Origin of the sequence: Variovorax multivorans (assembly GCF_051216835.1) — a bacterium.
In the GTDB taxonomy this organism is placed as follows: domain Bacteria; phylum Pseudomonadota; class Gammaproteobacteria; order Burkholderiales; family Burkholderiaceae_C; genus Variovorax.
On the sequence record NZ_JBPJZL010000020.1, the window covers coordinates 94,684 to 121,372 of the forward strand.

General features: G+C 68.5%; 15 protein-coding genes. 5 read left to right on the forward strand and 10 right to left on the reverse strand.

Translation table 11 applies throughout. From position 1 onward, the window contains the following. Positions 1–2 precede the first annotated feature (2 nt). From tssK to phnD (ACSFCA_RS33155), 3 genes are all read right to left on the reverse strand, one after another. Positions 3–1,334 (reverse strand): type VI secretion system baseplate subunit TssK, encoded by a 1,332-nt coding sequence (tssK, locus tag ACSFCA_RS33145; RefSeq protein ID WP_435462417.1) that lies wholly within the window; start codon positions 1,332–1,334, stop codon positions 3–5. Positions 1,335–1,488: 154 nt separating this feature from the next. Beyond that, positions 1,489–2,547 carry a phosphate/phosphite/phosphonate ABC transporter substrate-binding protein gene (phnD, locus tag ACSFCA_RS33150; protein ID WP_435462474.1) on the reverse strand — a complete coding sequence of 353 codons (1,059 nt, stop codon included), beginning with the start codon at positions 2,545–2,547 and terminating at the stop codon, positions 1,489–1,491. Beyond that, a complete protein-coding gene (phnD, locus tag ACSFCA_RS33155) occupies positions 2,547–3,581 on the reverse strand; it encodes a phosphate/phosphite/phosphonate ABC transporter substrate-binding protein (protein WP_258351518.1) in 1,035 nt (344 codons plus the stop codon). Before phnD (ACSFCA_RS33155) ends, phnD (ACSFCA_RS33150) begins: the two co-directional genes overlap by 1 nt. A 162-nt stretch (positions 3,582–3,743) precedes the next feature. Between phnD (ACSFCA_RS33155) and ACSFCA_RS33160 the strand changes: the two genes are divergently transcribed. The 3 genes from ACSFCA_RS33160 to ACSFCA_RS33170 all read left to right on the forward strand — a co-directional run bounded on the left by ACSFCA_RS33160 (position 3,744) and on the right by ACSFCA_RS33170 (position 8,823). Next, positions 3,744–5,633 carry an ATP-binding response regulator gene (locus ACSFCA_RS33160; RefSeq protein ID WP_258351519.1) on the forward strand — a complete coding sequence of 630 codons (1,890 nt, stop codon included), beginning with the start codon at positions 3,744–3,746 and terminating at the stop codon, positions 5,631–5,633. Between the two features lie 155 nt (positions 5,634–5,788). Further along, a complete protein-coding gene (locus tag ACSFCA_RS33165; protein WP_435477468.1) occupies positions 5,789–6,847 on the forward strand; it encodes an ABC transporter substrate binding protein in 1,059 nt (352 codons plus the stop codon). Positions 6,848–6,900: 53 nt separating this feature from the next. After that, complete coding sequence (locus tag ACSFCA_RS33170; protein WP_435462415.1) at positions 6,901–8,823, forward strand: ATP-binding response regulator; 1,923 nt, start codon at positions 6,901–6,903, stop codon at positions 8,821–8,823. Between the two features lie 22 nt (positions 8,824–8,845). Here the strand turns inward: ACSFCA_RS33170 and ACSFCA_RS33175 are convergent, their stop codons facing one another. After that, entirely contained in the window at positions 8,846–9,811 is a 966-nt protein-coding gene (locus ACSFCA_RS33175; protein WP_435462414.1) for a GlxA family transcriptional regulator, read from the reverse strand. Positions 9,812–9,911: 100 nt separating this feature from the next. On the opposite strand from ACSFCA_RS33175, the gene ACSFCA_RS33180 reads away from it, so the two are divergent. Further along, positions 9,912–10,553, forward strand: coding sequence for a cysteine hydrolase family protein (locus ACSFCA_RS33180; protein ID WP_435462413.1), 642 nt, complete (start codon positions 9,912–9,914; stop codon positions 10,551–10,553). Between the two features lie 16 nt (positions 10,554–10,569). Here the strand turns inward: ACSFCA_RS33180 and ACSFCA_RS33185 are convergent, their stop codons facing one another. The 6 genes from ACSFCA_RS33185 to ACSFCA_RS33210 form a co-directional block, all read right to left on the reverse strand. Then, the gene (locus ACSFCA_RS33185; protein WP_435462412.1) at positions 10,570–15,996 is read right to left on the reverse strand and encodes a two-partner secretion domain-containing protein; all 5,427 of its coding nucleotides are present in this window, start codon (positions 15,994–15,996) and stop codon (positions 10,570–10,572) included. Between the two features lie 2 nt (positions 15,997–15,998). Further along, a complete protein-coding gene (locus ACSFCA_RS33190) occupies positions 15,999–17,774 on the reverse strand; it encodes a ShlB/FhaC/HecB family hemolysin secretion/activation protein (RefSeq protein ID WP_435462411.1) in 1,776 nt (591 codons plus the stop codon). A 15-nt stretch (positions 17,775–17,789) separates the two neighbouring features. Beyond that, positions 17,790–19,934 carry a CHAT domain-containing protein gene (locus tag ACSFCA_RS33195; protein WP_435462410.1) on the reverse strand — a complete coding sequence of 715 codons (2,145 nt, stop codon included), beginning with the start codon at positions 19,932–19,934 and terminating at the stop codon, positions 17,790–17,792. 163 nt (positions 19,935–20,097) lie between these two features. After that, the gene (locus ACSFCA_RS33200; protein ID WP_435462409.1) at positions 20,098–22,908 is read right to left on the reverse strand and encodes an ExeM/NucH family extracellular endonuclease; all 2,811 of its coding nucleotides are present in this window, start codon (positions 22,906–22,908) and stop codon (positions 20,098–20,100) included. Positions 22,909–23,081: 173 nt separating this feature from the next. After that, positions 23,082–25,268: a catalase HPII gene (gene katE / locus ACSFCA_RS33205; RefSeq protein WP_435462408.1), complete on the reverse strand. Its 2,187-nt coding sequence runs from the start codon at positions 25,266–25,268 to the stop codon at positions 23,082–23,084. A gap of 35 nt (positions 25,269–25,303) precedes the next feature. After that, complete coding sequence (locus ACSFCA_RS33210) at positions 25,304–25,456, reverse strand: hypothetical protein (protein WP_258351529.1); 153 nt, start codon at positions 25,454–25,456, stop codon at positions 25,304–25,306. A gap of 289 nt (positions 25,457–25,745) precedes the next feature. Between ACSFCA_RS33210 and ACSFCA_RS33215 the strand changes: the two genes are divergently transcribed. Further along, entirely contained in the window at positions 25,746–26,564 is an 819-nt protein-coding gene (locus ACSFCA_RS33215) for a transglutaminase-like domain-containing protein (RefSeq protein ID WP_093077051.1), read from the forward strand. Positions 26,565–26,689: the final 125 nt, after the last annotated feature.

Genomic DNA, 26,689 nt, shown 5'->3' on the forward strand with positions numbered 1-26,689 from the left:
GGCTAGGAACGAATGGCCCAGAACGCGAGGTCCAAGCCCGGGAAATCTCCGGCGATGTGCATCGCGATGCCGCCGGATTGCTCGAGCTGGCGCCACAGGTCGCTGTTGCGCGTTTCGAGTTCGAAGTAGTTGGCGCCGGTGTGGAAGGGAATCTGCCGCGGCGCGACCGGCATCGGCGTGAGCGTGACGCCCGGCAGCGCAAGGTTCACCAGATCGCGGATGCGCTCGACCGGGCCGATCTTCACTTGCGTGGGGAAGCGCGCGCGCAGCGCTTCGCTCGGCATGTTCGCGTTCACCGCGAGCACGAAGGTCGCCTTGCGCTGCAGTTCCACGTCCGTCACCATCGCCACGCGCACGCCGTGCTTGCGGTCGTGCAGCTCGATGCGGATGGCCGATTGCTCGAACACCATCGAGAGGCTGCGGCGCAGGTCGTCCATCACCGGGCGGAAGCTCAGCGCGAGGTCGTCGTGGATGTAGGGGCCGAAGCGCGCGACGCGGCGCGAGTCGCGAAAGCTCGAAAGGTCGCCGGCCAGCCCGAGGGCATGTTCGAAGAAATGCTGCGGGTGCAGCATCGCGCTCTTCGCCAGGTGCGCGAAGATGGCTTCGTTGCGGTTCACGGCCTGCAGCAGCATGAAGTCGGCGATCTCGGCCACGCCGCCGGTGCCGCCCTGCGTCATGCGGCCCGCCAGCGCTTCGCCGCGCTGGCGCAGCAGCCCCAGCAGTTCGTCGAGCCAGGCGCGAATGACGGCATGGCCGGCCACGTCGAGCAGCGGCGGCAGCATGGCGCGGTCGAGCTGCACCTGGTTGTCGACGCGGCGCTCGACCACGCGGGCAACGCCGATGGTGGTCCAGGCGTCGGTGGCTTCGCCGGCACGCATCAGGCGCGTGTGGAGCTGGCCCAGTTGCAGCATCGCCGTGCGCTCGCCGGCGGTGTTCGAATCGGGCACTTCAGATTCGAGCACGCGGTGGCGCACCAGCTCTTCATATTCTTCGGCGTCGGCCTCGCGCGCACCGGCGCGGCGCAGCGGCAGTGCGAGCACCACGGCCTCGTCGCGCATCGATGAGGGAATGTCGATGGGCTCGGGCAGCGGGTCGACCGCCGGCATGTCGAAGACCGTACCGTCGCCGAAGACGCCGACCGCCCGCACCAGCGCCAGCTTGCCCAGCGTGAGCGCAGCGGCGTCGATCTCCAGCTCGGCAAAGCCCCAGGCGTAGGGGGTGGTCGAACGCAGGAGCACATGCCTCGCATGATCGGCATGACGCTCGCTCTGCTGCAGGTGCTGAGGCTGCAACAGCATCCCCTCGCTCCAGACCACTTTTGTTCGCCAACTCATCCGCACTCCGTCAACGGCAAGGGTGCCTGAAAGAAACACGAAGTTTCCGGCGCGGGGGACGGGAGGCAAATCCGCCTTAAGGCCTAGCTAATGGCCTAGGCGGGGGGATTTGGAGCTACGGCGAAGGGACTAGGTTGAGAGTCAAACCCGGCGTTCAGCGCGCCGGAGCCACGCGCAGGATCTCGACCTGCTCCGCGTACGTCTTCTCGATGCGCTGCAGCCGCTGTTCGCGCGCCGCGTCGTTGACCCACGAGGCGGCCATGGCGCGCTGCCTGCCCAGCTGATGCTCCAGCCGCGCCTCCGGCAGCAGTGCGCTGTCGTCGGCCGCAACGTAGCCGTAGGCCGCGCGCAGGGTCTTGAGCACTTCGCGCTCGGCGTCCGCGCGCGGTCCCTTGCCCTTGCCGTAGCCGGTCAGGAAGTTCTGCAGCCGCGCCTGGAACTCGGGCGGAAAGTCGCGCCGCACCACCATCGGCGCGCCGGGCGGCGGCTCCGATTGCCACACCACCTGCAGCCGCTCGGCCTCCACCGGGAACTGCTGGCGAAAGCGCTCCAGGTCGGTGGTGTTGTTGGTGGCCACGTCGGCGTCGCCGTTGGCCACGGCCAGCGCGGTGGCCTGGTGGGTGCCGACGAATTCGCTGCGAAAGCGCGTCTCCATTTCGATGTTGTTCGGCAGGAAGAGCTGGCTCTGCGGCACGATGAAGCCAGTGACCGAACGGCTGTCGCCGCGCGCGAGCCGCCATTTCTCCGGCTGCGCGAGCACGCCTTCGAGGGTGTTGAGCGGCCCGGCCTTGCGCACCAGCAGCACGGCGCGGTGCTCTGGCACGCTGGGGTGCCGCGCGATCTGCGCCACCACCTTCATGCGCCGCTGCATCACGGCGTCGAGCGCCATCTTGGCCGAGAGGAAGGCCATGTCGATCTCGTCGCGGCCGATGGCGCGGTCGAGCTCTTCGTACGTCGGCACCGAATAGGCGCTCACCGGAATGCCGAGGCTGCGGCTCATGTCGGCCATGAGCGGGGTCCACAACGCGCGCGACTCGACGGTGCCGCCCAGCGGCAGCACGCCGAAGCGGATCATCCTGATCGGCACTGGCGCGGCCTTCTCGGCCGTCTTCTCGGATGATGCGGCGGCGCCCTGCGCCATGGCCGGCATCGGCCCGGCCAGCATGGCGGCGAAGGCCAGCACCAGCACGGCAGCCACGCGCCAAGGCTTCATCACGGCGTCACGTCCTTGAGCACGCTGACCTGCTCAGCGTAGCCGCTCTCGATGCGCTGCAGGCGGGCTTCGCGCGCGGCGTCGTTCACCCATTGCGCGGTCATGGCGTTCTGTTTGGCGAGCTGGTAGGCCAGCTTGGCCGCAGGCTGCAGCGAGCTGTTGTCGGCGGCCACGAAGCCGGCCAGGTCGTGCAGCGACTTGAGCACCAGGCGCTCGGCGTCGCCGCGCGGCCCCTTGGCGCGGCCGTAGCCGGTCAGGAAGGCCTGCACGCGCTTGCGCAGCTCGGGCGTGTATTCGCGGCGCACCACGATCTGCGCGTGCGGGATCAGGTCCGACTCCCACAGCACCTGCAGCCGCTCGGTCTCGGCCGGAAAGCGCAGCTTGAAGCGCTCGAAGTCGGCCGTGTTGTTGGTGGCCACGTCGGCTTCGCTGTTGGCCACGGCCAGTGCGTTGGCCTGATGGGTGCCCACGATCTCGCTGCGAAAGCGCGTCTCCATCGCGATGTGGTTCGGCAGGAAGAGTTGCAGCTGGGGCACGATGAAGCCCGACACCGACTGCTTCTCTCCGCGCGCCAGCCGCCAGCGCTCGGGCTGGTCGAGCATGTTCTTCAGCGAGTTGAAGGGCGGCGCCTTGCGCGCCAGCAGCAGCGCGCGGTAGCCGGGCAGCCCGTCGTGCCGCACCACCTGCGCCACCACCTTCATGCGCCGCTGGGTCACGGCGTCGAGCGCCATCTTTCCGGACAGGAAAGCCATGTCGACCTCGTCGCGCTGGATGGCCTGCTCCAGCGCCTCGTACGAGTTGACCGACAGCACGCTCACCGGGCGGTTGATGGCGCGGCTCAGTTCGGCCAGCAGCGGGTCCCAGTCGCTGCGCGACTCGAAGGCGCCTCCGAGCGGCAGGATGCCGAAGCGCACCGGCCCGTCCAGCGGGCTGGCCTGGGCCGCGGCCCACAGCGGAAAGCCCATGAGCAAGGCCAGTGCCGCCGTACGGAGGGCACCCGGGAAATCGACGAATCGGCGCATGAAAGCCTGCATTTCTGGACCTAAAGAGATAGGGCCGTTGCGCACCGGCGGGTCTAACATGGGCAGCGCGGACGCCATTAAATATCAATTGCAAGCAATTTTTGTGATGTTTTTCCTGTCTTTCCAGTTCCGGACCGCCCCCCCAAGCTCGGCGCCCATGCGTCCGATGCCCCCATGAACTGGAACTTCCGTGTCCTGCGCGGCCTGGCGCGCCTGACCTTCGCCCAGCAGCTGATCCTGCTGGCGATGGTGCCGGCAACGCTGGCCACGCTGGCGGCCATCACCGTGCTGACGCGGCAACACCTGGACAACCTCACCGAGCTGATGCGCGCCAATGCGCAGACGGTGGCGCTGCAGGTGGCCACGGTGGCGCAGGCGCCGCTGGCACGCATGGACCGCCGCGCGCTGGCGCGCACCGCCCAGTCGGGCACCTACCAGCCCAACGTGCAGCAAGTGCAGATCTGGACGGAAGACGGCGAGATCGTGGCCAACTCCGAAACCGTCGACCGCGCCCGCGGCGACGGCCTGCAGGTGGTGGTGCCCATCGTGGGCGACGACGGTCGCCACAACGGCCAGGTGATGGTCGAGATGAGCCTGGCCGCGGTGCAGAGCGCGCGCCGCTCGGTCTGGTTCAACGTGGGGCTGGTGCTGGTGATCAGCCTCGTCGGCGTGGGCCTGGCGGGCTGGTGGGCGGCGCGGCGCATCAGCGAGCCGATCCGCGCGCTCGGCAAGGCGGTCGACCGCCTCGGCGCTGGCGAGGACGCGAGCGTGGCCATCGAGGGCACGTCTGAAGTGCGCCACCTGCAGCACGGCTTCAACCAGGCCGCGCGCGCACTCGCGGAAAGCCATCGGCTGCTGCAAAGCCGCATCAACGAGGCCACAGCCGAGCTGGCCCGCAAGAACCAGCAGCTCGAAGTGGCGAGCCAGGCCAAGACCCGCCTGCTGGCCGCCGCCAGCCACGACCTGCGCCAGCCGCTGCATGCGCTCACGCTGTTCTCCGACGGGCTGGCCAACGGCGAGCACGACCCGGTGAAGCTGCAGCGCATCGGCCACATCCGCGAATGCGTCGATTCGCTCGACCGGCTGTTCTCGGAGCTGCTGAACCTGTCGCAGCTCGACGCGGGCGTGCTGCAGCCGCAGTGGATCGACTTTCCGCTCGACCGGCTGTTCGATGAAATCAGCCGCAACTTCCGCCCGGTGGCCGAGCAGCAGAGCCTGCGGCTGGTGGTGCGCAAGACCGACATGTGGGTGCGCTGCGACTACGTGATGCTGTCGCGCATCCTGAACAACCTGGTGTCGAACTCGCTGCGTCACACCATCGAGGGCGGCGTGCTGATCGGCGCGCGGCGACGCGGCAGGGGCGTGCGCATCGACGTGGTCGACACCGGCGTGGGCATTGCCGCGCAGCACCAGGCGCGGGTGTTCGAGGAGTTCTACCAGGTGGAGCCCACCGGCCGCCAGGCGGCGCGCGGCGCGCGCGGCATGGGGCTGGGCCTGGCCACGGTGCAGCGCCTGGCCGAGCTGCTCAACACGCGCGTCGAGCTGAGCTCGAAGCTGCACAAGGGCACCTGCGTGCGGGTGCTGGTGCGTTCGGCTCCGGCCGCACTGCCACCGCCGGCGGGGTCGCCTGCCGTTGCCGCCATCGAGGAAGAAGAAAGCCTGGCCAACGTGCGCATCCTCGTGATCGACGACGAGCGCACCATCCTCGAAGGCCTGACGGTGGTGCTCTCCAACTGGGGCGCCGAGGTGCTGCCCGCGCAGACCCGCGCCGAGGCGCTGGCGCTGGCCGACACCTGGGAGCAGCCGCCCGACGTGGTCATCAGCGACCTGCTGCTGCAAGGCGGCGACAACGGGCTCGACGTGATCGCCGCGCTGGAGCGCCATCCGCGCGGCATCGGCGCCGGCACCGCGCGCCTGCTCGTCACCGGCGAGACCAAGCCCGACCGCCTGCGCGAAGTGGCGAGCGCGGGCATCACGGTGCTATACAAGCCGGTGTCGCCGCGCGTGCTGCGCCAGGCCATCCAGGCGCAAAGGGCCGTTGCAGCGCTGGCGGTAGGTGCGTAGGTAGTCCATCGGACATAGGCCGTGCGGCTGCTGCCGTGTGGAATCCGTCACACGAGCAGGCCCCCGCCGACAGGGACATAAGCCCTCCGCCTTATCGCGCCAAGCCGGGTCCGTCCTTACATTGGACTATCGCCCCCTCGCTGCGGAAGCAGTCCATGTTTGTTGCCGTGAATTCCTTTCTCTCGCCCTTCCCCGGAAGGTTGCGCCGCGCCGTGCTGGCCGTGGGCTTCGTGTGGGCCGGTACCGCCTCGTTCGCTGCTCCGGCCTCGGCCTCCAGCCTCACGGTGCTGATGGGCGACGATGCCGCGGCGTCTTCCGAGTTCGTGCAGCAGCTGCGTGCGGACCAGGAGCCCGGCGGCAAGTTCGAGCTGGTGCGGCTCACGCCCGGTGGCACCGATCCGCAACCGCCCGCGGAGGCAACAGACACCGAGCGCGCCGCGAACGCCGGCGTGCGCACGCGCAGCCTGCGCATCGCCTCCGATGCGCCCCTCACCATGGCCGTGGGCCCTGCCGCCGCGCGCGCCGCCGTCGAGCGGCCGGGCCAGGAGCCGCTGGTGCTGGCGATGCTGAGCCGGCTCGAATACGAAACCCTGAAGGCCAGCAGCCCCGCCCTGCGGCGCGGCGACCGGCGCGTGGGCGTGCTGCTGCGCGACCCCGCCATGGCCGACCAGCTTGCGCTGATCACCGCCGTGCTGCCGCAGAAGCACCGCATCGGCGTGGTCGCCACGCCCGAGTCGGAGCCGCTGGTGCGCGAGCTGCAGCGCGCGGCGCAAGGCGCAAACCCGCCCTGGGACCTGCGCGTGGAATACGCGCCCGACGCCAAGTCGCTGGCCAACGCCCTGCGCCAGGTGGTGCCGCTGAGCGACGCGCTGATGGTGCTGCCCGACCTGATCGGCGACAGCCAGGCGGCCACGCTCTCTGTGCTGCGCGCCGGCGCGAGCGCGGGCCTGCCGGTGTTCGGCGCAAGCGAAGGACTGGTGCGCTCGGGTGGCCTGGCCGCGGCGGTATCGACGCCGTCGCAACTCGCGCAGCAGGCCCGGCTGCTCGGCCAGAAAGTGGCGAGCGCGGGCACGGGCAGCAGCAACAGCAATGCGCCGCTGGTGGAAGCGGCAACGCCCGCCACCGTGCGCGTCAACGCCACCGTGGCACGCGGACTCGGCCTGCGCATGCCGGAGGAACGGGAACTGACCGACCGGCTCGCAGCCCCGCGATGAGCACCGCACCGCCCTCTCAAGGCCCGCCGGGAACAAACGGGGCCGGTGCGCCCATGCCCACGCCGACACCACCGCCCCCCCAGTCTCCCCACACGCTGGTCGTGCGCGGCAACCTGCAGCGCGATCTGTTCCGCCTCGGCGTGGTGCCGTGTGCGGCGGTGGCGCTGGCGCTCACCGGCTGGTTCACGCACAACCGGCTGCAGACCCTCGAAGCCGCATTCGACGCCGAAGGCCAGGCCGTGGCGCGGCAGGTGGCGGCCATGTCCGACCTGAGCCTCTACGCCGGCGACCTGCCTGCACTGCAGAACGTGGCCAATGCCGCACTGCGCGGCGGCCAGGTGACGCGCGTGGAGATCAGCAACAGCGCGGGCGTCTACGTCACGGCCGGGCCCAAGACACCGCCGCTGGCGCAGTTGCGCATGTTCACCTCGCCGGTCACGCTGCGCGAGGCCTCGCGCGCGAGCGCCTTCGCACCCGCCGGCTCCACCGCTGCGGGCGACACGCCCATCGGCCTGGTGCAGACCTTCCGCGACACCACCGCCTACACGCGCGAGCGCAGCCGCTCGCTCTTCGCGGGCATCGGCATAGCGCTGGTGGCACTGGTGGCGGCCTGGGCCTCGGTGCGCCACATGGCGCGCACGGTGGCGCGGCCGCTGCGGCGCGTGTCGCGCACGGTGGCGGCGCTGGAGTCGGGCCATTTCGAGGTGCGCTGCGACGTGGTCGAGGGCGGCACGCGCGGTACGCACGAACTCGCGGTGCTCGCGCACGACATCGACCGCCTCGCCGAGCGACTGCAGCGCAACCGACAGGTCAGCGAGGAGCGCGTGCGCGAGGCCACCGCCGTCGCATTGCAGCGCATGGCCGAGGCCGAGCAGGCAGCACTGTCGCGCGCGCGCTTCCTGGCGGCCGCGAGCCACGACCTGCGCCAGCCTCTGCATGCCATGGGCCTGTTCATCGACGGCCTGCTGCCGGGCGCCTCGCCCACGCAGCGCCCGGCCGTGCTGCGGCTGCAGGAGAGCACCGAGTTCATGGGCGTGCTGCTCGACGACCTGCTCGAGATCTCGCGGCTCGATGCGCAGGTGCTGACGCCGGCGATTGCCAAGGTGCCGCTCGCCGCGCTGTTCGACCAGCTCGATGCGCAGCACGCCGCCACCGCCGTCGAGGCCCGCGTGCGGCTGCGCTGGAGCGACCGCGGCCTGGCCGTGCGCACCGACGCAGCGATGCTGCGGCGCATCGTCGGCAACCTGGTGAGCAACGCGCTGCGCCATGCGCCCGAGGGCGGGACCGTGCTGGTGGCCGCACGGCGCAGTCCGGCCGGCGTGCGCATCGAGGTGCGCGACAACGGTGTGGGCATCGCGCCAATCCACCAGGGCCGCATCTTCGAAGAGTTCTACCAGGTGGCCAACACCGAGCGCGACCGGCGCCGCGGCTTCGGGCTGGGGCTGGCCATCTGCGCGCGCATTGCCGCGCTGCTGGGAACCCGCATCACCGTGCGCTCCGCGCTGCAGGCGGGCAGCACTTTCAGCTTCACGCTGCCCGAGGCGCGCCTGGCGGACATCACGCCACCCGAGCCGCCGCCGCTCGCCGTCGCGCCCCTGGCCGGCCTGCGCTGCCTGGTGGTGGACGATGACCCCGCCATCCTCGACGGCAGCCGCGCGCTGCTGGAGCAATGGGGCTGCCAGGTCGAATGCGTGACCAGCGGGCCCGAGGCCATCGCGCGGCTGGGCACCGGCGACATCCACTACGACGCCGTGCTGTGCGACCTGCAACTGGCGGGCGAAGGCGACGGCGTGGACGTGATCGACGCCGCCAAGCGCCTGCAGCCCGACGCGCTGGCGGTGCTGGTGTCGGGCGCCACCGGGCCCGAGGTGCTGCAGCGGCTGCGCCATGGCGGGGTGATGCTGCTGACCAAGCCGGTTGCGCCGGCGAAGCTGCGGGCGTTGCTCACCACGCGGCGGCACGTGCACATCGCCTGACCCCAGCGCTTTCTTTCTGTGTCTACGCCCGCGAGAACTGCCGGCGATACGCCGTCGGCGACACCTTGAACGCCGACATGAAATGCTTGCGCAACGACACCGCCGAGCCGAAGCCGGCACCGGTCGCCACGCGCTCGACCGGGTGATCGGTGGTTTCCAGCAGCCGCTGCGCCAGCGCAAGGCGCTGGTTCTGCACCCACTGGCCGACGGTGGTGCCGGTGGATTCGCGAAAGCGCCGCGTGAAGTTGCGCCGGCTCATCAGCGCGCGCCGCGCGAGGTCGTCGAGCTCGTGCGGCGTGTCGAGGTGGCCACCCAGCCACTCCAGCAGCGGCGCGAGGCGGTCGCGCTCGGCTGTTGCGGGCACGGGCTGCTCGATGTACTGCGCCTGTCCGCCCTGCCGGTGCGGCGCGACCACCATGCGCCGCGCGGCGCGGTTGGCCGTCTCGGCGCCGTAGCGCACGCGCAGCAGGTGCAGGCAGCAGTCGATGCCCGCGGCCGTGCCGGCGGAAGTGAGCACGCTGCCGTCGTCCACGTACAGCACCTCGGGCTGCAGCTGCACCTTCGGATATTGCTTGGCGAAAGCGGGGGCCAACTTCCAGTGCGTGGTGGCGGGCCGGCCGTCGAGCAGCCCCGCCTCGGCCAGCACGAAGGCGCCCAGGCACAGGCCGACCACGGTGGCGCCGCGCCGGTGCGCGGCCTGCAGCGCGCGGATCAGCTCGGGCGGCGCCGCGCTGCCGTCGTCGCGCCATGAAGGCACCACCACGATCTGCGCCCGGCGTATCGCCTCGAGCCCGTGCGGCACCACGAGCGTGAAGCCCGCGTTGGTCTGCAGCGCTCCGGGCTCCGGCGCGCACACCCGCATGCGAAAGCGCGGCGCGCCGGTCTCCGTGCGGTCTTCACCGAAGACCATGCAAGGCACGGACAGGTGAAAGGGACTGATGCCGTCGAAGGCGACGACGGCGATGGTTTCGATGGCCTGGTTGCGCATGGCCCGATCTTATCGATGAATGGCTTTCGGGCCACTGTCGCGAAACAGTGCAAAGGCGAAGAATCAGGCCATCCGAACAACCAGAGAGAAGGAGCATTTCATGAGCAACAACACCGCCAACGCCCCACGCCGCGCCCTCGTCGTGATCGACGTGCAGAACGAATACTTCGAAGGCGGCGGCCTGCCGATCGAATACCCACCCATCGAAGACACGCTGCCCAACGTGACGAAGGCCATGGATGCGGCACGCGCCGCCGGCACGCCGGTGATCGTGGTGCGCCACCATGCGCCCAAGGGCGCGCCGGTGTTCCAGGCCGACACGCACAACGGCCAGCTGCACCCCGAGATCGCGAAGCGGCCGCACGACCACCTCATCACCAAGAGCTTTCCGAGCGTGTTCACCGGCACCGACTTCGCCGACTGGCTCGCGCGCCACGAAATCGACACGTTGAGCGTGGCCGGCTACATGACGCAGAACTGCGACGCCTCCACTGTGTTCGAGGCCATGCACCGCGGGCTGAACGTGGAGTTCCTGGCCGACGCCAGCGGCGCGCTGCCGTACGAGAACGCGGCGGGCAAGGTCACGGCGGAAGAGATCCATCGCGTGTTCAGCGTTGTCTTCCACAGCAACTTCGCGGCCGTGACTTCGACCGAAGCGTGGATCTCTGCGATGCGCGAAGGCCAGGTCATCCCGAAGGACAACGTCGTGATGTCCAACCGCCGAGCACGCGGCGTCGCCTGAACCGGACGCGGATCAGTCAGAAGTCCGCGCAGCCGTTGCGCTTTTCGGTGTCCACGCAACTCGACAGGTTGGGCCGCGAGCGCACGCGCGACCATTCGCGCGCCAGCACGTCGCTGCCCTGCGTTGCGCGGTCGCCTTCCAGCGGCCCGGTGGCAAAGCAGATCGGCGGCGGGCCGATGTTGCGGTCGTACACCCAGGTGGCGGGCAGGTCGCGCAACACGTCGGGGCGCGGCAGGTTGGGCAGCCCGCCGACGAACAGGGTGCCCGGCACCACGTTGACCGCATAGCCCTCGGCCGAGGTGAAGGTTCCGTTGATCGGGTACGCGCCCTGCGGGCTGGCCTGCAGCGCCGGCGAGAACAGGAAGCCGGCGAAGCCCGCACCCGTATCGCCCAGAATGAGCCCGCCGATGCCGTAGCTGAACAGCGGGTTCGGATAGCCGAAGGGCCGGCTCGCGTTGGCGATGATCACCGTCGCCACCGGCTGCTGCGCGTAGATGAAGTGGTTGGCGCCCGCGGGAATGCTCACCGCGCACAGGCCCGAGTACGCGCAGTGGTACAGGTTGGGGTACAGCCCCGAGCCCGCCAGGCCGCCGCGCGTCTCGCCCACCCAGGTGTCGGCCCACACGCGCCACGGCGCGCCGGCGATGGTGTAGCCGCCGGTGTTCTGGAAGCGCGAGGCCGCCACGAGATCGGTGCCGCTCGTGCTGCTCACGTTGGCGCCCAGCAGCAGGTCGCCGCTGAGCGTGCGCACGAACACGGTCTCGGCCGCCATCGAGGTGGCCGACACGACCTGCGGCGCATTGCCGGCGGCGTCGTAGCCGGTGACGCTCACCGAGCCCAGCTTCACAGTGTCGACATCGACATACCGGAAGGCGCCGGCCGCGCCGCCGCCCACGGTGTCGGCGCTGACGTTGTTCGCCGCCTGGTCGAGCAGCACGCTGCCGCCTGTGGAGCGCGCCAGCAGCGTGCCGGCGGTGATCGGCGCGGCGGCTGTCTGCGTGATGTTGCCGCCCGAGATCAGCCCCACCTTCGATGCCGTGAGCGCACCGCCGAGCTGGATGTTGCCGCCACCGCCGTTCTGCAGCGTCAGCGCGTTGGGTACGCTCAGCGGCCCGACGACGTTGATGTTGCCCGCATGCGCATTGCTGCCGGCGACGATGGTGGGCGCGTCGAGCCGCGTGAACTCGTCGGCCGACACCGCAAAGCCGGTGGCCGCCGTGCCGCCGAGCGTGATCGGGTTGGCCGTGCGATCGACCGCGTTGCCTGCCGCGTCCACGCCTCCGGGGCGCAGGTTGAGCACATTGCCCGCGCGCACGTTTCCGCCCACGACCAGGGCATCGACGGTGCCGCTGTTGCTGGCTCGCAGCACCACGTTGTTGTTGCCGTTCACCTGCGCGCCTGCGGCGATGGTGACACCAGTACCGTTGGCCTGCGACTCGCCCGCGATGTCGATGTTGCCCACGCCGAGCGTAGTGACCAGCGCTGTACCAGCCAGCAGCACGCCGCCCGAAGGCGCATCCAGCGGACCAGGCGTCACAAGGCCGCGAATGCCGATGTTGCCGTCTACGCTGCGAACCACCGTCGCGCCGGTGATCTCGACGCTTTGCACGGACAACGGAGAAAGACTGTAGTTGTAGCTGGCGCCGATACCCACGATGTCGATGTCGCCGCTGGTGGTCAGTATCTGGCTTGCCGCCGTACCGTTCTGGATGCGCACGCCATCGCCATGCTGGCCGACGCCGGTGATCGAGACATCGCCGGTGCTGCTCTGAATGGTCACGCCCGTGAGGTCGACCGTGGGCACCGTGCTGAAGACGGTGGTCGGCAGGGTACGCCTGCCGCTCAGTTGCAAGAAACCGCTCGGCCCGCCGTCGCCGCCCGCGATGGTGCGCGTGTCGATCTTCGTTCCGTTGAGCGACAGCGCCGAGTTGCTGTTCGCACCGGCATCGGCGTTCATCGTCACATTGCCGCCGTTGGTATTGATCGTGCCGTTGAAGCTGATCGTTCCACCCTGCCCGCCCACGCCCGCGTTGAACACCACGTTGAGTGCGCCGTCAGCCGACTGGATGGTGTTGCTGTTGCCCGATCCGCTGATGTTGTGCGCGGCGTCGAGCTGGAAGGTCAGGGGCGCACCGCCGGTCGTGCGCTGGATCGCCGCCAGCGTGTCGAAGCTGATGTTGCCGTCGGTCGCCACACCGCCGGTACCGGTGGTGATGGTCACGCTGGTGCCCTTGTCGAGCGCGGCGTTGATGTCGCCGTCCTGCACCGTCGAATTCGCCATCGGCGCGAAGGGGTCGCCCGTCAGGCTGCCGCTGGCCGTGCCATGGGCGATGATGACGTTGTAGGGGTCGATAGTCCACGTGCCGGCCGTGCCTACAGGCGCCGAGGCGTCCACGCGCACACCGGTCAGGTCGAAGTGCGGCGCCGAGGTCTCGATGTTGCCGCCGTTGCCGCCGGCACTGCCGCCGCGCGCCGACAGGCTGCCGTAGCCGCGCAGCGTGTCGCCCGCGATCACGTTCACCGTGCCGCCGTTGCCCGTGGCCGACTTCGCGTCGGCGCGCAGGCTGGCCTGGTCGCTGATGGCGATGGTGCCGGTGGCGCGCACGTCGATGGTGCCGGCCTGGCCCGCGCCGCCGGCGTCGATGGTGGTCACGTTGTCGAACGCGTCAGTCACCAGCACGTTGCGCCCGCTGAGGCTGACGGTGCCGCCCGCGCCGGTGCTGCTCGAGACGTCGAGCACCGGCAGGATGGTGATGCCCGACTCCAGGTCGCGCAGGTTCACGCGCCCCACGCGCACGTCGCCGCCGCGGCCGTCGATCGCGATGCGTCCGCCCTCGGCGCGCACGGTGCCGCCGGCTTCCATTCCGAGCACCACCGCCGATGCGTCATTGCCGACGGTCGCGGCGCCGTTCGCCACGTCGAAGCCCTTGCCGCCCGCCGTGCCCGAGATCGACACGTCGCGCCCCTTGCCGGCCGTGATGCTGCCCCCGAGGATGGAAACGCCGTTGCCCGCGCCGTAGCTCATGCCGGCGCCGCCGTTGGCGGCCGATGCCGAGGTCAGGAAGGCGCTGTTCGCCGTCAGGCCCTGCATGTCGCTGCCGGTGCCGTCGATGGCCACGCGCCCGCCGGCATCGATGATCGCGCCGCGCATCGAGATGCCGCCGATGTTGCCCGTGGTCACGTCGGGGAAGGAGCTGTCGACGAAGTCCACGGTGCTGCCGTACACCGCGACGGCGTCCGTGGCCGTCCAGCTGCGCGAGCTGCCGGTGATGTTCACGTCGCCGGTGCCGGTGCGCAGCACCGTGTCGTTGCTCTCGGTGCCGTCCATCAGCACGCCGCCCGCGCCGATGCCGCCCGCGCCGGTGATCGCGATGTTGCCCGCGCCGGTGGTCAGGCTGCTGCCCGAGACTTGCACGCCATCGGAGCTCACGTAGTAGCTCGGATCGCCCGCCGAGCTGCTGGTGCCCTGCCCGCGCAGCGTGATCGCGCCGCTGCCGCCGCAAGCGCCCGAGGCCATCGCGCAGGTGTTCAGCGTGCTGTCGAAGAGCGAGATGCCCGCGCGACCGATATTCGGCCCGCCGTCGGTGGGCGCGATGCCGCCGACGGCGTGGCCGTTGACCGGGTCGCCCTGGCCGTAGAAGCGGATGTTGCCGCCGTTGGTGGCGATGCTCGCGTTGTTGAGTTCGATCACGCCGCCGTCGGTGCCGCCGGCCGAGTTGGCGTTGAAGTCCACGTGCAGCGCGCCGCTTTCCGAGCGGATCGACGAGCCGCTGGACATCTGGATGTCGCGCAGCGAATCGACCGTGAGGCGCGCATCGCGCCCCTGCGACTTGACGATGCTCGCGTTGTCCTGGAACACCACGTCGTGCGACTCGCCATCGTTGGAGCCGGTGCGCAGCGTCACGTCGGTCGAGCGGCCCAGCGCGTTGCCGATGGCTGTCGTGCTGATGCGCGTGTCGGCCGTGTTCTGCGCGTAGTCCGACGGGTCGTAGGCCGGCACGGTGTTGTCTACATTGAGCGTGCCCTTCGACTCGACGATCCAGGTCCCATTGGCACCGCTCGCGCCGCCCGCCGCGTCGATCTGCGCCAGCTCGGTCACCTCGACCTGCCGCGCCGTGGTGGTGATGGTGCCGCCCGCGCCGCTGCCCGCGCCGCGCGCCTGGAGCTGGCCGGAGACGTGCGTGTAGTCGGCGCTCAGGTCCACTGTGCCGCCTTGTCCGTTGGCACCGGTGGCGTTCGCGCGAAGCACCGAATCGGGCGACATGCTCACTGCGCTGTTGCCCGTTATCTGAATCTGCCCGCCCTTGCTGCCGCCTGCATCCGCGGTCAGGGCGGACAGGCGCACGTAGTCCGCGCTCGCGGTGATCGAGCCGCCGGCCACGCCCGCTTCGGTACCCGTCACATCGAGGGTGCCGCCGAGCAGCATCTCGTTCGAGCGCGCCGGCGACTGGCCACCGTCGAGCACGATCTCGCCGTTGCGCGTGGACAGCGAGAGCGCCCGGATCACGCCGGTCTGGCTCACCACGAGCTGGCGTGCATCGACATCCGCCGCGGCCGCCATCAACACCACGCGACCGCCATTGGCCGTGATGTTGCTGGTGTTCATGAGCTGCGCGGTGGTGGGACTGTTCTTGTCCCCGATCGTGTCGGTGGCCTGCAGGTCCGCGAGCTTGAAGGTGGTTTGCCCGTCCAGCGGCACCTTGAAGGTCGTGAGCCCGTCGCCGTCGAAGTCGAGGTTCATCGTGAGCTTGCTGGCCGACACCAGGCCCACCGAGCCGCGCGCGACGTTGATCTCGCCGTCGTTGCGCACCGAGCCGCCGACCAGCGCCACGGTGCCGCCCTGCGATGCGGTGATCGACGCGCCGCCCTCCACCCTCACCTGCGCAATGCTGCCCGAGGGGCCGACGAAGACAAGCTGCTCGCTCTTGTCGAAGGCCTTGTTCTCCGAGCCCGCGGGCATGAAGTTGTTGTTGGCGATGTCCAGCGTGGACGCAACCAGCCCGCCCACGTTGACCGACGAGCCCTTGCCGAACACGATGCCGCTCGGGTTGATGAGGAACACGCTGCCGCCCGGCAGGTTCGGACTCCCGATCAGCGAAGTCTTCAGCGTGCCGTCGATGCGCGACGCCTGGATGGTGCCGCCATCGCCCACCACGCGATTGAGCAGCACCGCACGCGTGCTGGGTTGTGCGATGTCGACCGTGTTGGCCGCACCGATGGAGAAGGTCTGCCAGTTGACGATGCCGCGCTGGAACGGCTGATTGATGTTCAGCACGTTGCCGTTCCGCGTCATCGTGACGTTGCCGACGATGGCGCCAGGGAGCGTCGAAACGGCGGGCAGTACCTGCGCCATCGCCGGCGCGAGGCCCGCGCACAGGAGCGACAGCGCAACGGGCCGCAGTTGAAGCCGCCGCTGTTGTGGAATTCGATTGCGTTGCTTCATGGTCAGAACGCCTTGATGAGCTGCACGTACAGCCGCGGGTTGCGGCCCCCGCCATCGGTCAGCGCAGGCGGCGTGCCGGCGCGCCAGGCGAGCGTGGCGTTGATCGAGAAATTGCCCGGCCGCGACCAGCTCAGGCCCACGCCGTAGCCGCGCAGGCTGTGGCTGTTGATGCCGTCGTAGGGCGTCGGGTTGCGCACGATCTTTCCGTGCGCGGCGTCGTAGAAGAGGAAGGGCGTGAGCTCTTCGTTCAGCGACCAGCGCCATTCGACCGTGCCGATCACGCCCTGGTCCACCAGCAGTTCGCCCGAGGGGTAGGCACGCACCGCGCGCGCGCCGCCGAGTGCGAGTTTTTCCGAGGCGTCGAGATTCTTGCTCGCCCACTGGCCGCCCAGCGACAGGTACAGCGAGTGGCGCGGCACGATGGCTTGCAGGCGCGAGAGCTGGAAGCTCAGCTTGGTGAAGCCGCCTTCGGTGTTGTGGCCGGTGATGCTGCGATCGAAGTCGCGGCTTTCCGGGTCGCGGATCGAGAGGTTGCCGTGGTACAGCGTGCCCGAGCTGGCCCAGTAGCCGCCACCCAGCAGATCGTCGCGGCGCTCCCAGGTCCAGCCCAGGCTCAGGCCGTTGACTCGCTTCTTCGAGCTGAAGTCGGCTGCGCGCAGTTCGTCGGTAAGGTCTTTCACATCGACGCCCAGGCGCAGGAACAGGTTCTGCTGGCGCTGGCGGATCAGCGGATAGTTCAGCGAAAAGTCGAGCACGTTGGCACGGCCGCGTGCATCGAGGTCGACGAACTGGCCGCCGAGCTCGTAGCTCACCCGCGACAGGCCGACGCCCGCGCGAAGCCCGCTGGTGCCGATGGGCGCCTCGTAGGCAATGCGGCCGTATTGCAGCGCGTTGCTGTCGGACACCATCACGCGCATGTCGAGGTTGTCGCCGATGCCGAAGGGGCTGAGCCAGCGCGCCGTGCCGCCCACGCGGTAGCGGCCCGATTCCTTGGTGCCGTGGTTGTCGGCCTCGGCCGTGAAGGCCCAGCGCGGCGCGGCCGCCACTTCGACCGACAGGTCGGTGGTGCCGGCCTGCGCTCCTTCCTGCAGTCCCGAGGACACCTTGACGCCGGGCTGGTCCGACAGCAGCAGCATCGCGCGTTCATAAGCCGGCGCGCTCACGGCCTCGCCGGGCTGCAGTGGCGCGAGGAAGCCGCGCACGCGCGACTCGGCAATGGGCGCGTCGGGCGCAACCACCACGTCGACCTTGCCGAGGCGGCCTTCGATGACGCTGATCTCGACGATGCCGTCGCGCACGGTCTGCACGGGCACCACGGCCTGCGCGAGGAAATAGCCTCGTTCCTTGTAGCGGGCGGTGATGGCCTTCGCCAGTTCTTCGAGGTCAGTGAGCGTGACGTCGCGGCCGATGTAGGGGCCGGTGATGGTCTGCAGCTCTTCGTTTGTCAGCGCTTTGACGCCGTTGAGCCGCAGGTCGTTGAGCTTGAATGTCGCGCCTGTGGGGCGTGGTGGTGCGGGCAGGCTCTGCGGTGCGACGGCGCCGGTTGCTTGCGCGAGCGGGCGGTCGCAGGTGCCGCAGGGGTCCTTGGTGGGCAGCAGTTCGGTGCTGTCGCCGGCATCGTTGGCCGACGTGGCTTGCGACTCGGCCTGCGCCTGCTCCTGGGCATGCGCGCGATCGGCAGCCATGAAAAACATGGCCGACACCAGCGCGCCGGTAGCCCAGGCAACGGGACGCAATGCGCTGCGCGGATCAAGAGCAAGAGAGCGGTTTCTTTTCATGGCATTGCGCATGGCTCAGCTCCCTACCGTCAGGCGCCAGTTGCCGATGAGGTTGAACGGCGCCCAGAAGAAGGGATGGGACATCTTTGGGTCCTTCAATACAGCGAGTTGCCCGGCCTGCATGGCCTTCTGGATGTCGCGGCCCTTGGCCAGCTCGCCATACAGCGTGCTCATGAGCACCGCGGTCGCGTCGTCGGACACCGGCCACAGCGAGGCGATCAGGCTGGAGCTTCCAGCCGAGAGAAACGAGCGCGTGAAGCCCAGCACCTCGTCGCCCTGCGCGATGCGCCCCAGCCCCGATTCGCAGGCCGACAGCGTGACCAGCGCGGTGCCGTCCATCGGCAGCTCGAGGATCTCGTGAGCCTCCAGAAAATTCTGCTTGCCGCCCTCGTTGGCCAGCAGGATGCGCGAGTACAGCGGATCGACCGCATCCGCCTCTGCATGCGCCGCCACGTGCATCAGCGGCGAGCGCGAGGCCACGTCGCGGAACTGCGTCTTGGTGGCGGCCGCGCCCATGTACACGGTGTTGCGCGGGAACAGCTGCGCGAGCTGCTTCACTTCCGTCTCGGCGCCCGGCAGGTCGTACTTGTCCTCGATGCGCGGATTGCCGAAGGCGGTGAGCGATGCATTCACGCGCGGCGTGCGCTGCGCGAGCTGCACAGCGATGCTGATCGACGGCGCCACCGCCACCGGATGCGTCTCTATGACGTAGCGGCCGTCGAGCCGCAGCGCCTGGAACGGCAGGTAGTGCAAGGGCCCGTGCGGCACGACGATCAGCCTCTGCCCCGGTGCCAGGCCGAGCGGCCCGAGTAGCGCGGCGCCCAGCTTGTCTGCGTTGGTAATGGCGGTGCGGCGGCCGCGCACAATGGAGTTGCGGAAAGTCTCGACCAGCTCGTTGAGCTCGTCGCGCTTCACCGCCACCGTCTTCTCCGTGATGCTGCTCGAGCTCACGACCCACACCACGAGCCGGTCGGGCAGCGAGTGGAACTGCACCACGCGTTCGTCGGGCGCCAGCGTGCGCTGCAGCGTGGCAAGGTCGACTGTGTTGGCGGCCTGCTCGTTGATCTTCGCGCGGCCGCGCACCGCATCGAGCAGCGCGCGCGAGCGGCTGTGCTCGCTCACCTCGAATGCAGCCCGCGCATCGCCCGCGTCGCTGTAGACGGCCACGCCGCGCTCGAACACCGTCTGCAGGTCCGAGAACAGGCCCATCTTGAATTCTTCGCTGCGGAACTTGGCGCGCACCTTGTCGACATCGCCCAGCGCGCGGCCCACGGCCTCGGCCGCGGCCTGCTTCTGGCCCAGCGCGAGTTCGCTGCGCGCCACACCGTCCCAGGCCCAGAGACGGTAGTACTCGGTGTCCGCGCCGACCTGGCGCGCCGTGAGCGCGCGGTACATGTCGCGCGCCTCGGCCGGCTTGTTCTCGGCCAGCAGCAGGCGGGCGCGGGTGCGGTCGAGCTGCGCGGTGAGTGGTGCGTCCTTCGGCGGCGCCATGGTGCCGAGCACTTCGCGTGCCCGTGCGGGGTCGCCCGATTCGATCAGCGCATTGACCAGCGAGGCCTGCACCAGCGGCGCGTAGCGCGGCGAGCTGTTGGCCAGCGCTTCGTCATAGCTGAGCACCGCGCCGGAGAAATCGCCGCGGCGCGTGCGCACGTCGCCGATCACCTTCTGCACGGGGCCGACCACCAGCTTGGGGTCGCGCGCCTGGTGCCTGAGCGCTTCGCGTGCGAACTCTTCGGCCTTCTCGAGCTGGCCCGAATAGCTGTAGACAATGGCCAGGTCGCGATTGGCCATGGCCATCAGGTTCGGGTCGTTGGTGGCGTTGGCCAGGTGCAGCGCCTTGCTCGCGGCGCGCACGCTCTGGCGAAACTCGCCGGCCTCGGCCAGCGCAACGGCCTGGCTGCAGTACTGGTAGCCCGAGAGCTTGACCGCGTCCTGCCCATAGAGAACAGCGCCTTCGCTGGTCAATGCCAGCAAGGTGTCGGTGTCGGCCAGTCGGGCCTGCTCCATCTTGCTGGCCGCGGCTTCGGCGCTCGTCGCCTGCTGCGCCGATGCCAAAGAGCCGTAGCCCAGGAGAAGAACGCCAGCCAGACCGAGCGCACCTGCGAAGCCCGCACGATGACGTGCAGGGCGCTCCCATCCCCATCTTGAAAACCACGCCATTGAACCCCCTGCGTGCGGCCCATGCATCCGCTGCTGCGGATGTTCGACGCCGCGGGAGTGCGCGCCGTTCAGGCCTCGGGGGGAAAGTCTAGGAGCGGCCTCCTGCCGCGCCTATTCTCAATACGGTCTAGCGCTAAAGGACTAAGAGGGTGCTTGCGCCAGGTCAATTTACCGTGTGCGCGCCCAGGCCGTCGGAGGTGTCCTCTGGCAAACCGATCCATTGCACCGACGGATCGAAAGCAAGGCCCGGGTTGCGATCCCCTGCCTTGATGTCAGGCTTGCGGCGCAGGGTCCGGTTCAGTGTGCCGACTCCGCCGACGGTCCACTCGGTTCCGGGATCAAAGCCGACTTGACCGAAGCGATCGATGACCACGCCCGACTTTTCCAGCGTCAGGGCATCGTCGCCATTGAAGTTGACTACGCCGCTGGTGAGTGTGCCTGCGGGCTTGAAGGCAGCCGCAGCACTGGCGTTCGCCAGCACCAGCACGCCACCAGCCGGCAAGGAGCCAGAAAGCGCCTGGGAGTTGGTTGGCGGCGTAGCCGTGCCGTTGGAATACAGCCTGACGGTATACAGGCTCAGGTCCACTGCCGATGCGGTCGGGTTGTAGATCTCGATCGCCTTGTTGCTCGCCGTGCCTTCCACGTATTCGCTGAAGAACAGATCCGGCGCTCCGGGCGGTACTACCACGACCACCGCGCTCACGTTCACGCTGCCCGATTGCGTTGCGGTCTGGCCGGCGGAGTTGGTCAGCGTGGTCACCACGTTGTAAGTGCCCGCGGCCGCGTAGGTATGCGTCACCGTGCCGGTGCCGGGTGCTGTCGTGGCGCCGCTGCCGTCTCCCCAATCGACTGCAAGAGAAGTCAGCGTGGTCGCGCCGCCGGGTGTGGCTTCGAAGATGTTCACGCTGTAGGTTTCCCCGACCTTTGCGGCCGTCGGCATCGACGCGCTGACGATGGGCTGCGTCACTGCGGCATCGGCCGCCAGGGTCAGGCCGACAAGCACCGGGTCATGGTCCGATGCCCGGAAGGGCGTGGGCGCATAGCGGTCGTCGGTGGTGAAGTCGGTGTTGTAGTCCAGCGCGGTGGGCTCGTCGGCGTTGATGTGCCACACGCTCACGCCGCTGACCTGCGAGCCCAGCGAAGACGATGCATAGGCATGGTCGAGCGCGCCAGTTTCGCCGCCGAAGACATAGGTGTACCGGTTGTCGGCGGGCATGCGCTTGAGCAGGCTCTCGTTGCCGGCGGCTTCGAGCACCTTGGTCGGGTCTTCCAGCAGGTAGCTGTTGAAGTCGCCCATCATCAGCACGTCGGTCTCGTCCTCGTCCATGAGCTTGAGCTTGGCGACGAAGCTGTTCAGTGCCGTCCCTTGCTGGGTGCGCGCCAGGTTGAAGCAGCCCTGCCCCTGATCGACGTCGCCGGTGGTGGGGCAACTGCCCTTGCTTTTGAAGTGGTTGACCACGAACCAGAAGCCGCCGTTGTTGCCCACCGCGCTGAATCGCTGGGCCAGCGGCGGCCGTCCGCTTGCGGCGGTGTAGTCGGTCAGATCCGTGCCCGTCGGAAGAACTGCGTTGCCGACGCGCTGGACTTTCGCGGGCTTGTACAGGATGTCTACCTTGATGGCATCCGTGCCGAACACGCCGCTGTTGACGGCGGCATAGGTGTTCGGGCCGACCTTGGCATTGAGGGCAGCCAGCAGGTCGTTCGTTGCCACGTCGGAGTTCTGGATTTCCATCAGGCCCACCACGTCGGCATCGAGGCCCGCAATGGCGGCCACGATCTTGGCCTGCTGCCGCTGGAACTCGTTCAGGTCATTCGCGCCGCGGCAGTTGGCCGCGGATGCAGGACCGGTTCCGAACGAACAACCCTGGCCGGTCTGGCCCGATGAGGTTTCTCCGTTCACGAACGTGGTGAAGTAGTTGAGCACGTTGAAGCTGGCCACCTTGAGTTGGCCGCTGACGACCGGTGCGGTCGGCGAGCGCGGATTGGCCTGCGCGAACACGGGCGCCACCGTCGGCTGGATGCGATAGGCCGCGAAGTTGTGGCTCAGGATGCCGGTGACTTTCTGCGTCGTATCGCCAATGCGCCGCGTGCCGTCTGTGCCGGCTGCACTCAGGTACGGAATGGGGCTCGGGTTCTGGCGCGAAGAGCCGTCGTCCAGCACGATGCGCGAAAGCAGGTTCTGCGCGTGGGTCGCCGCTGCGTTGCCGTTGGTGGCGTTGAACTGCCGCCCGTTCAATGCCAGCACCATCTGGCCATAGCGGCCCAGCTCGAACAGTTCCGTCACGGCCAGGGGCTGCGCAATTTCGACCAGCATGCCTTCGTAGCGCTCCAGCGTTGATTCGTCGGCCACTGGCAGCGTGATCTGTGTCGGGCTGATGGCAATGCCGGAAGCGCAGACGCTGATGGCCAGTGGGTCCGCTGTCGTGCCGGCAATCTGCGTGAGGCTGTCGGGCTTTGCCCCGGCGCCTGCGGTCTGGCCGAACTCGGTCACCACGCCGGAGACCTGAACGAAATCGCCAACGGCCACACGGGTGGCGTTGTTCGGTGCATAGACAAAGACGCCTTCCGCGGTCAGCGGATCGGCATCGGGCACGAGCTGCTGCACGAAGAATCCATTCAGCTTCACGGTTGTGGTGCCGGTGTTCTGGAAGTCACCGACGACCACGCCACGCACCGTCACTGCTTGCGTTGCCAGAGGACTCGTGTCGCCCGTGCCTTGAACGGATGAAATGGCCGTGACCGGCGCGTTGGCCGGGACAGCGGCGGTACATGTGGGCGGTGGCTGCTCCGCAACCGGCGGTGCCGTGTCGGTCGGCGGCGGCGTGTTCGGCTGCGTGGTGCCCGTAGAAGGCCCGGGGATCAGCGGGAAAGAGGTCCCGCCGCCACCACCGCCGCCGCAGGCGGTCAGCGCAAGGACCAGTGTCAGTGCCAGAGCTTTGAACTGCCGGATTGGCCTCAGTGCGGGATGAGTCATGTGGGTTTCTTTGAATGGAGGGGGAAACAGCGAGCAGACAGCGCGCGTTTATATGGACCATGTGTGTAGCCCCCGAGAAACCCGGACCCGTCATGGGTGATTGCGTGCATTGGCGCGGCGCGCCACGCGCTGCAGGCCGCATGCGGCCTGCAGACAGATACATCAAAAGCTTGCTAGGCCGGCACTGCGTCGACGTTCACGCGATCCCAATGCCGATGCTTCGCGATGGCGGCGATGAAGTCGTGCGCGATCTGCATTGCGGCAGTCGCATCGCCCAGGTTTGTGACCGGCGTGGCGGCCACGATCACGCCTGCTGGAGCATCGGAGTCGGCGGCAATGCCCAGCGTCGAGAGCAGTTGCACGCCCTCTCCCACCGTGCAGATCGCCTTGCAGTGCTTGTAGGCCTCCAGCATGAAGTGCACGGCATCGCCGATGCCCGCCAATGCAGCGGCGCTTTCGCTCCCGGCGGGCACCAGCACCGCATCGAACATCACCGACGGCGTGTTCGCGAACGTCATGTCGATGTCGATCTGCCGCTTCGACGCGCTGGCTACCGTGCCCAGACGCGGCCCGACAACCTTGCATTGCGCGCCTGCCTGTTCGAGCGCATCGCGTATCGGCTTCAGCGAAGCCGAGTCGACACCGTCGGCCACGAGGATCGCGACCTTGCGCGTGCGGATCGAGCCGTCGCCGGTATCGGCCATGCTGAGTGCGGGCGATTCGTCGATGGGCAGCTCGATGCGGTGGTCGCGAAAGCCCGCGCGACCCGCTGCCGCCTTCGCATCGGGCTCGCCGATGCCCAGCGGCTCGGCCACGCGGCGCGCGAGCTTCTCGTCCACGTGCGCGAGGTTGTCGACCATGCGCTGGCGGATGGCGGGCACTTCGAGCTTAGACAGCTCGAAGCGGAAGGCCGCGATGATGTGTTCCTTCTCGGCCGCGCTCTGGCTGTTGAAGAACAGGCGCGCCTGCGTGAAGTGGTCGTCGAACGACGGGCTGCGGCGGCGCACCTTGGGCGGATCGATCTCTTCGGGAAAAGACTGGAAGCCGTGCTGGCCGCCGTCCACGCGAAACTCCGTGCCGCTGCCCAGCGTGTTGGGCTCGTAGGCCACCTGTCCTCGCGCGATGGTCTGCCTGTGCATGCCGTCGCGCTGGAAGTTGTGGAACGGGCACACGCCCTTGTTGATCGGCAGCTCGTGGAAGTTGGCGCCGCCCAGCCGCGAGATCTGCGTGTCGGTGTACGAGAAGAGGCGACCCTGCAGCAGCGGGTCGTTGCTGAAGTCGATGCCGGGCACCACGTGGCCCGGATGGAAGGCCACCTGCTCGGTCTCGGCGAAAAAGTTGTCGGGGTTGCGGTTGAGCACCAGCTTGCCGATCTTCTGCACGGGCACCATCTCTTCGGGAATCAGCTTGGTGGGGTCGAGCAGGTCGAAGCCGAGCGAGTGTTCCTTGTCCTGCGGAATCATCTGCACACCGAGCTCCCATTCGGGGAAGTCGCCGTTCTCGATGGCTTCCCACAGGTCGCGGCGATGAAAGTCGGCGTCTTTACCCGCGATCTTCTGCGCCTCGTCCCATGCCAGGCCATGGATGCCGAGCTTCGGCTTCCAGTGGAACTTCACGAAGTGGCTCTCGCCGCGGCTGTTGACGAAGCGGAAGGTATGAACGCCGAAGCCTTCCATCATGCGCAGGCTGCGCGGAATGGCGCGGTCGCTCATGGCCCACATCAGCATGTGGGTGCTCTCGGGCATGAGCGAGGCGAAGTCCCAGAAGGTGTCGTGCGCGCTCGCAGCCTGCGGCATCTCGTGGTGCGGCTCGGGCTTTACGGCGTGGATGAGGTCGGGGAACTTCATCGCGTCCTGGATGAAGAACACCGGAATGTTGTTGCCCACGAGGTCGTAGTTGCCCTCGCGGGTATAGAACTTGACGGCGAAGCCGCGCACGTCGCGCACCGTATCGGCGGATCCACGCGAGCCGGCCACGGTCGAGAAGCGCACGAAAACGGGCGTCTTCTGGTCCGGGTCCTGGAGAAAGTCGGCGCAGGTGAACTGCGACATCGACTTGTAGACCTGGAAGTAGCCGTGCGCCGCCGAGCCGCGCGCATGCACGGCGCGCTCGGGAATGCGCTCGTGGTCGAAGTGCGTGATCTTCTCGCGCAGGATGAAGTCTTCCAGCAGCGTGGGGCCGCGCACACCCGCTTTCAGCGAGTTGTGGTTGTCCGGTATCTGCAGACCCTGGTTGGTGGTGAGGGTCGTCGGATGCTCGACGGTGAAGCCTTCGAGTTGCTGCTGCTTGGCGTTGCTGCCGTCGCTCGCCTTGGTGGCGCTGGCACGGCGGCCTGCGGCGGCCTTGTTCTGTGGCGTCATCGTGGATCTGCTGGAATCTTTCATGGGGTGGGCACTCAGCCTGTTTCGTTGTTGCTGTCGAGGAACATGTCGAGCACGTTGACCACGGCGACGAGGCATATGCAGCCCGCCACGGCGGCGACGGCCCACACGAGGATTTCGTCGCCCCAGGTACTGGCGAGCGTGTCGAAATGAGAAAAGAGCTCCATATGTGTCCCTCCGGGGATGCAAGCGAATTGCAAGGTTATGTTTCGCACCGCCCGAACCCCGTAGTGGCCGCCCTTCCCCGTCTGTGGGAGAAAGAGTGTGTGCAAGGTAGGAGCGCACCGACAACGCATCGCACCCGCCTACGCTGCTTCGCGGGTACTGGCTGTGGAGCCTGAAAGATTCGTCGCATAGCATGGGCCCACAGGACGGCACTGATCGTGCTTGTCATTCATCGCACTGCCTCGCGCACCGGCCGCACCGCCCGGATCCCCTCAGGGAAGAAAGAACCCCATGCAGATCAGGATCGGCTTCGACATCGAACTCGGCGTCACTGCCCCCACGGCGGTGATCTACATGCTGCAGGTGCACCCGTCGCGTGCCCAGGACCTGCAAGGCGGCGAGAACATCACCCTCAGCCCGCCGATGGCCACCGACCACTACCAGGACAGCTTCGGCAACAGCTGCGCGCGCGTGCACGTGCCCGTCGGGGTGAGCAGCGTGCGTTTGCGCAACCACGCGGTGGTGTTCGACACCGGCTGGCCCGACCCGGTGGACTTCAGCGCCAGCGAGCATGCGGCGGCCGACCTGCCGGTGGAGACGCTGCCTTTCGTGCTGCCCAGCCGCTATTGCGAGGTCGACGGCGAACTGCTGCAGTTCGCCTGGGCCAACTTCTCGAACGTGGCGCCGGGCTGGTCGCGCGTGCAGGCAATCTGCGACTTCGTGCACCGGCATCTGCGCTTCGACTACCAGAACGCACGGGCCACGCGCACCGCTTTGGAGGGTTTTCGCGAACGCACGGGCGTGTGCCGCGACTTTGCGCACCTTGCAATCACGCTGTGCCGCTGCATGAACATACCGGCGCGCTACGTCACGGGCTACCTCGGCGACATCGGCATTCCGCCGGTGCGCTTTCCGATGGACTTCAGCGCGTGGTTCGAGGTGTACCTGGGCAACCGATGGCACACCTTCGACGCGCGGCACAACACGCCGCGCATCGGCCGCGTGGTGATCGCGCGCGGGCGCGACGCGGCGGACGTGCCGATCACGATGGTGTTCGGCGCGAACACGCTGCAGCGCTTCGAGGTGACGACGGAAGAAGTGCTGCAGTAGCTCTTGCAGGTCAGGCCAGCGCCGCGGGCCTGGCGATGTAGCGCTCGCGGATCGCCTTGGCCGACCAGTAGGTCAGCGCCGCCACCAGGCCGGTCGGGTTGTAGCCCAGCCCCTGCGGGAAGGCC

Bases quoted from the DNA above. Each gene is read 5' to 3' on its own strand.
- tssK (WP_435462417.1), bottom strand. From the start codon at position 1,334: ATGAGTTGGCGAACAAAAGTGGTCTGGAGCGAGGGGATGCTGTTGCAG.
- phnD (WP_435462474.1), bottom strand. From the start codon at position 2,547: ATGAAGCCTTGGCGCGTGGCTGCCGTGCTGGTGCTGGCCTTCGCCGCC.
- phnD (WP_258351518.1), bottom strand. From the start codon at position 3,581: ATGCAGGCTTTCATGCGCCGATTCGTCGATTTCCCGGGTGCCCTCCGT.
- ACSFCA_RS33160 (WP_258351519.1), top strand. From the start codon at position 3,744: ATGAACTGGAACTTCCGTGTCCTGCGCGGCCTGGCGCGCCTGACCTTC.
- ACSFCA_RS33165 (WP_435477468.1), top strand. From the start codon at position 5,789: ATGTTTGTTGCCGTGAATTCCTTTCTCTCGCCCTTCCCCGGAAGGTTG.
- ACSFCA_RS33170 (WP_435462415.1), top strand. From the start codon at position 6,901: ATGCCCACGCCGACACCACCGCCCCCCCAGTCTCCCCACACGCTGGTC.
- ACSFCA_RS33175 (WP_435462414.1), bottom strand. From the start codon at position 9,811: ATGCGCAACCAGGCCATCGAAACCATCGCCGTCGTCGCCTTCGACGGC.
- ACSFCA_RS33180 (WP_435462413.1), top strand. From the start codon at position 9,912: ATGAGCAACAACACCGCCAACGCCCCACGCCGCGCCCTCGTCGTGATC.
- ACSFCA_RS33185 (WP_435462412.1), bottom strand. From the start codon at position 15,996: ATGAAGCAACGCAATCGAATTCCACAACAGCGGCGGCTTCAACTGCGG.
- ACSFCA_RS33190 (WP_435462411.1), bottom strand. From the start codon at position 17,774: ATGAAAAGAAACCGCTCTCTTGCTCTTGATCCGCGCAGCGCATTGCGT.
- ACSFCA_RS33195 (WP_435462410.1), bottom strand. From the start codon at position 19,934: ATGGCGTGGTTTTCAAGATGGGGATGGGAGCGCCCTGCACGTCATCGT.
- ACSFCA_RS33200 (WP_435462409.1), bottom strand. From the start codon at position 22,908: ATGACTCATCCCGCACTGAGGCCAATCCGGCAGTTCAAAGCTCTGGCA.
- katE (WP_435462408.1), bottom strand. From the start codon at position 25,268: ATGACGCCACAGAACAAGGCCGCCGCAGGCCGCCGTGCCAGCGCCACC.
- ACSFCA_RS33210 (WP_258351529.1), bottom strand. From the start codon at position 25,456: ATGGAGCTCTTTTCTCATTTCGACACGCTCGCCAGTACCTGGGGCGAC.
- ACSFCA_RS33215 (WP_093077051.1), top strand. From the start codon at position 25,746: ATGCAGATCAGGATCGGCTTCGACATCGAACTCGGCGTCACTGCCCCC.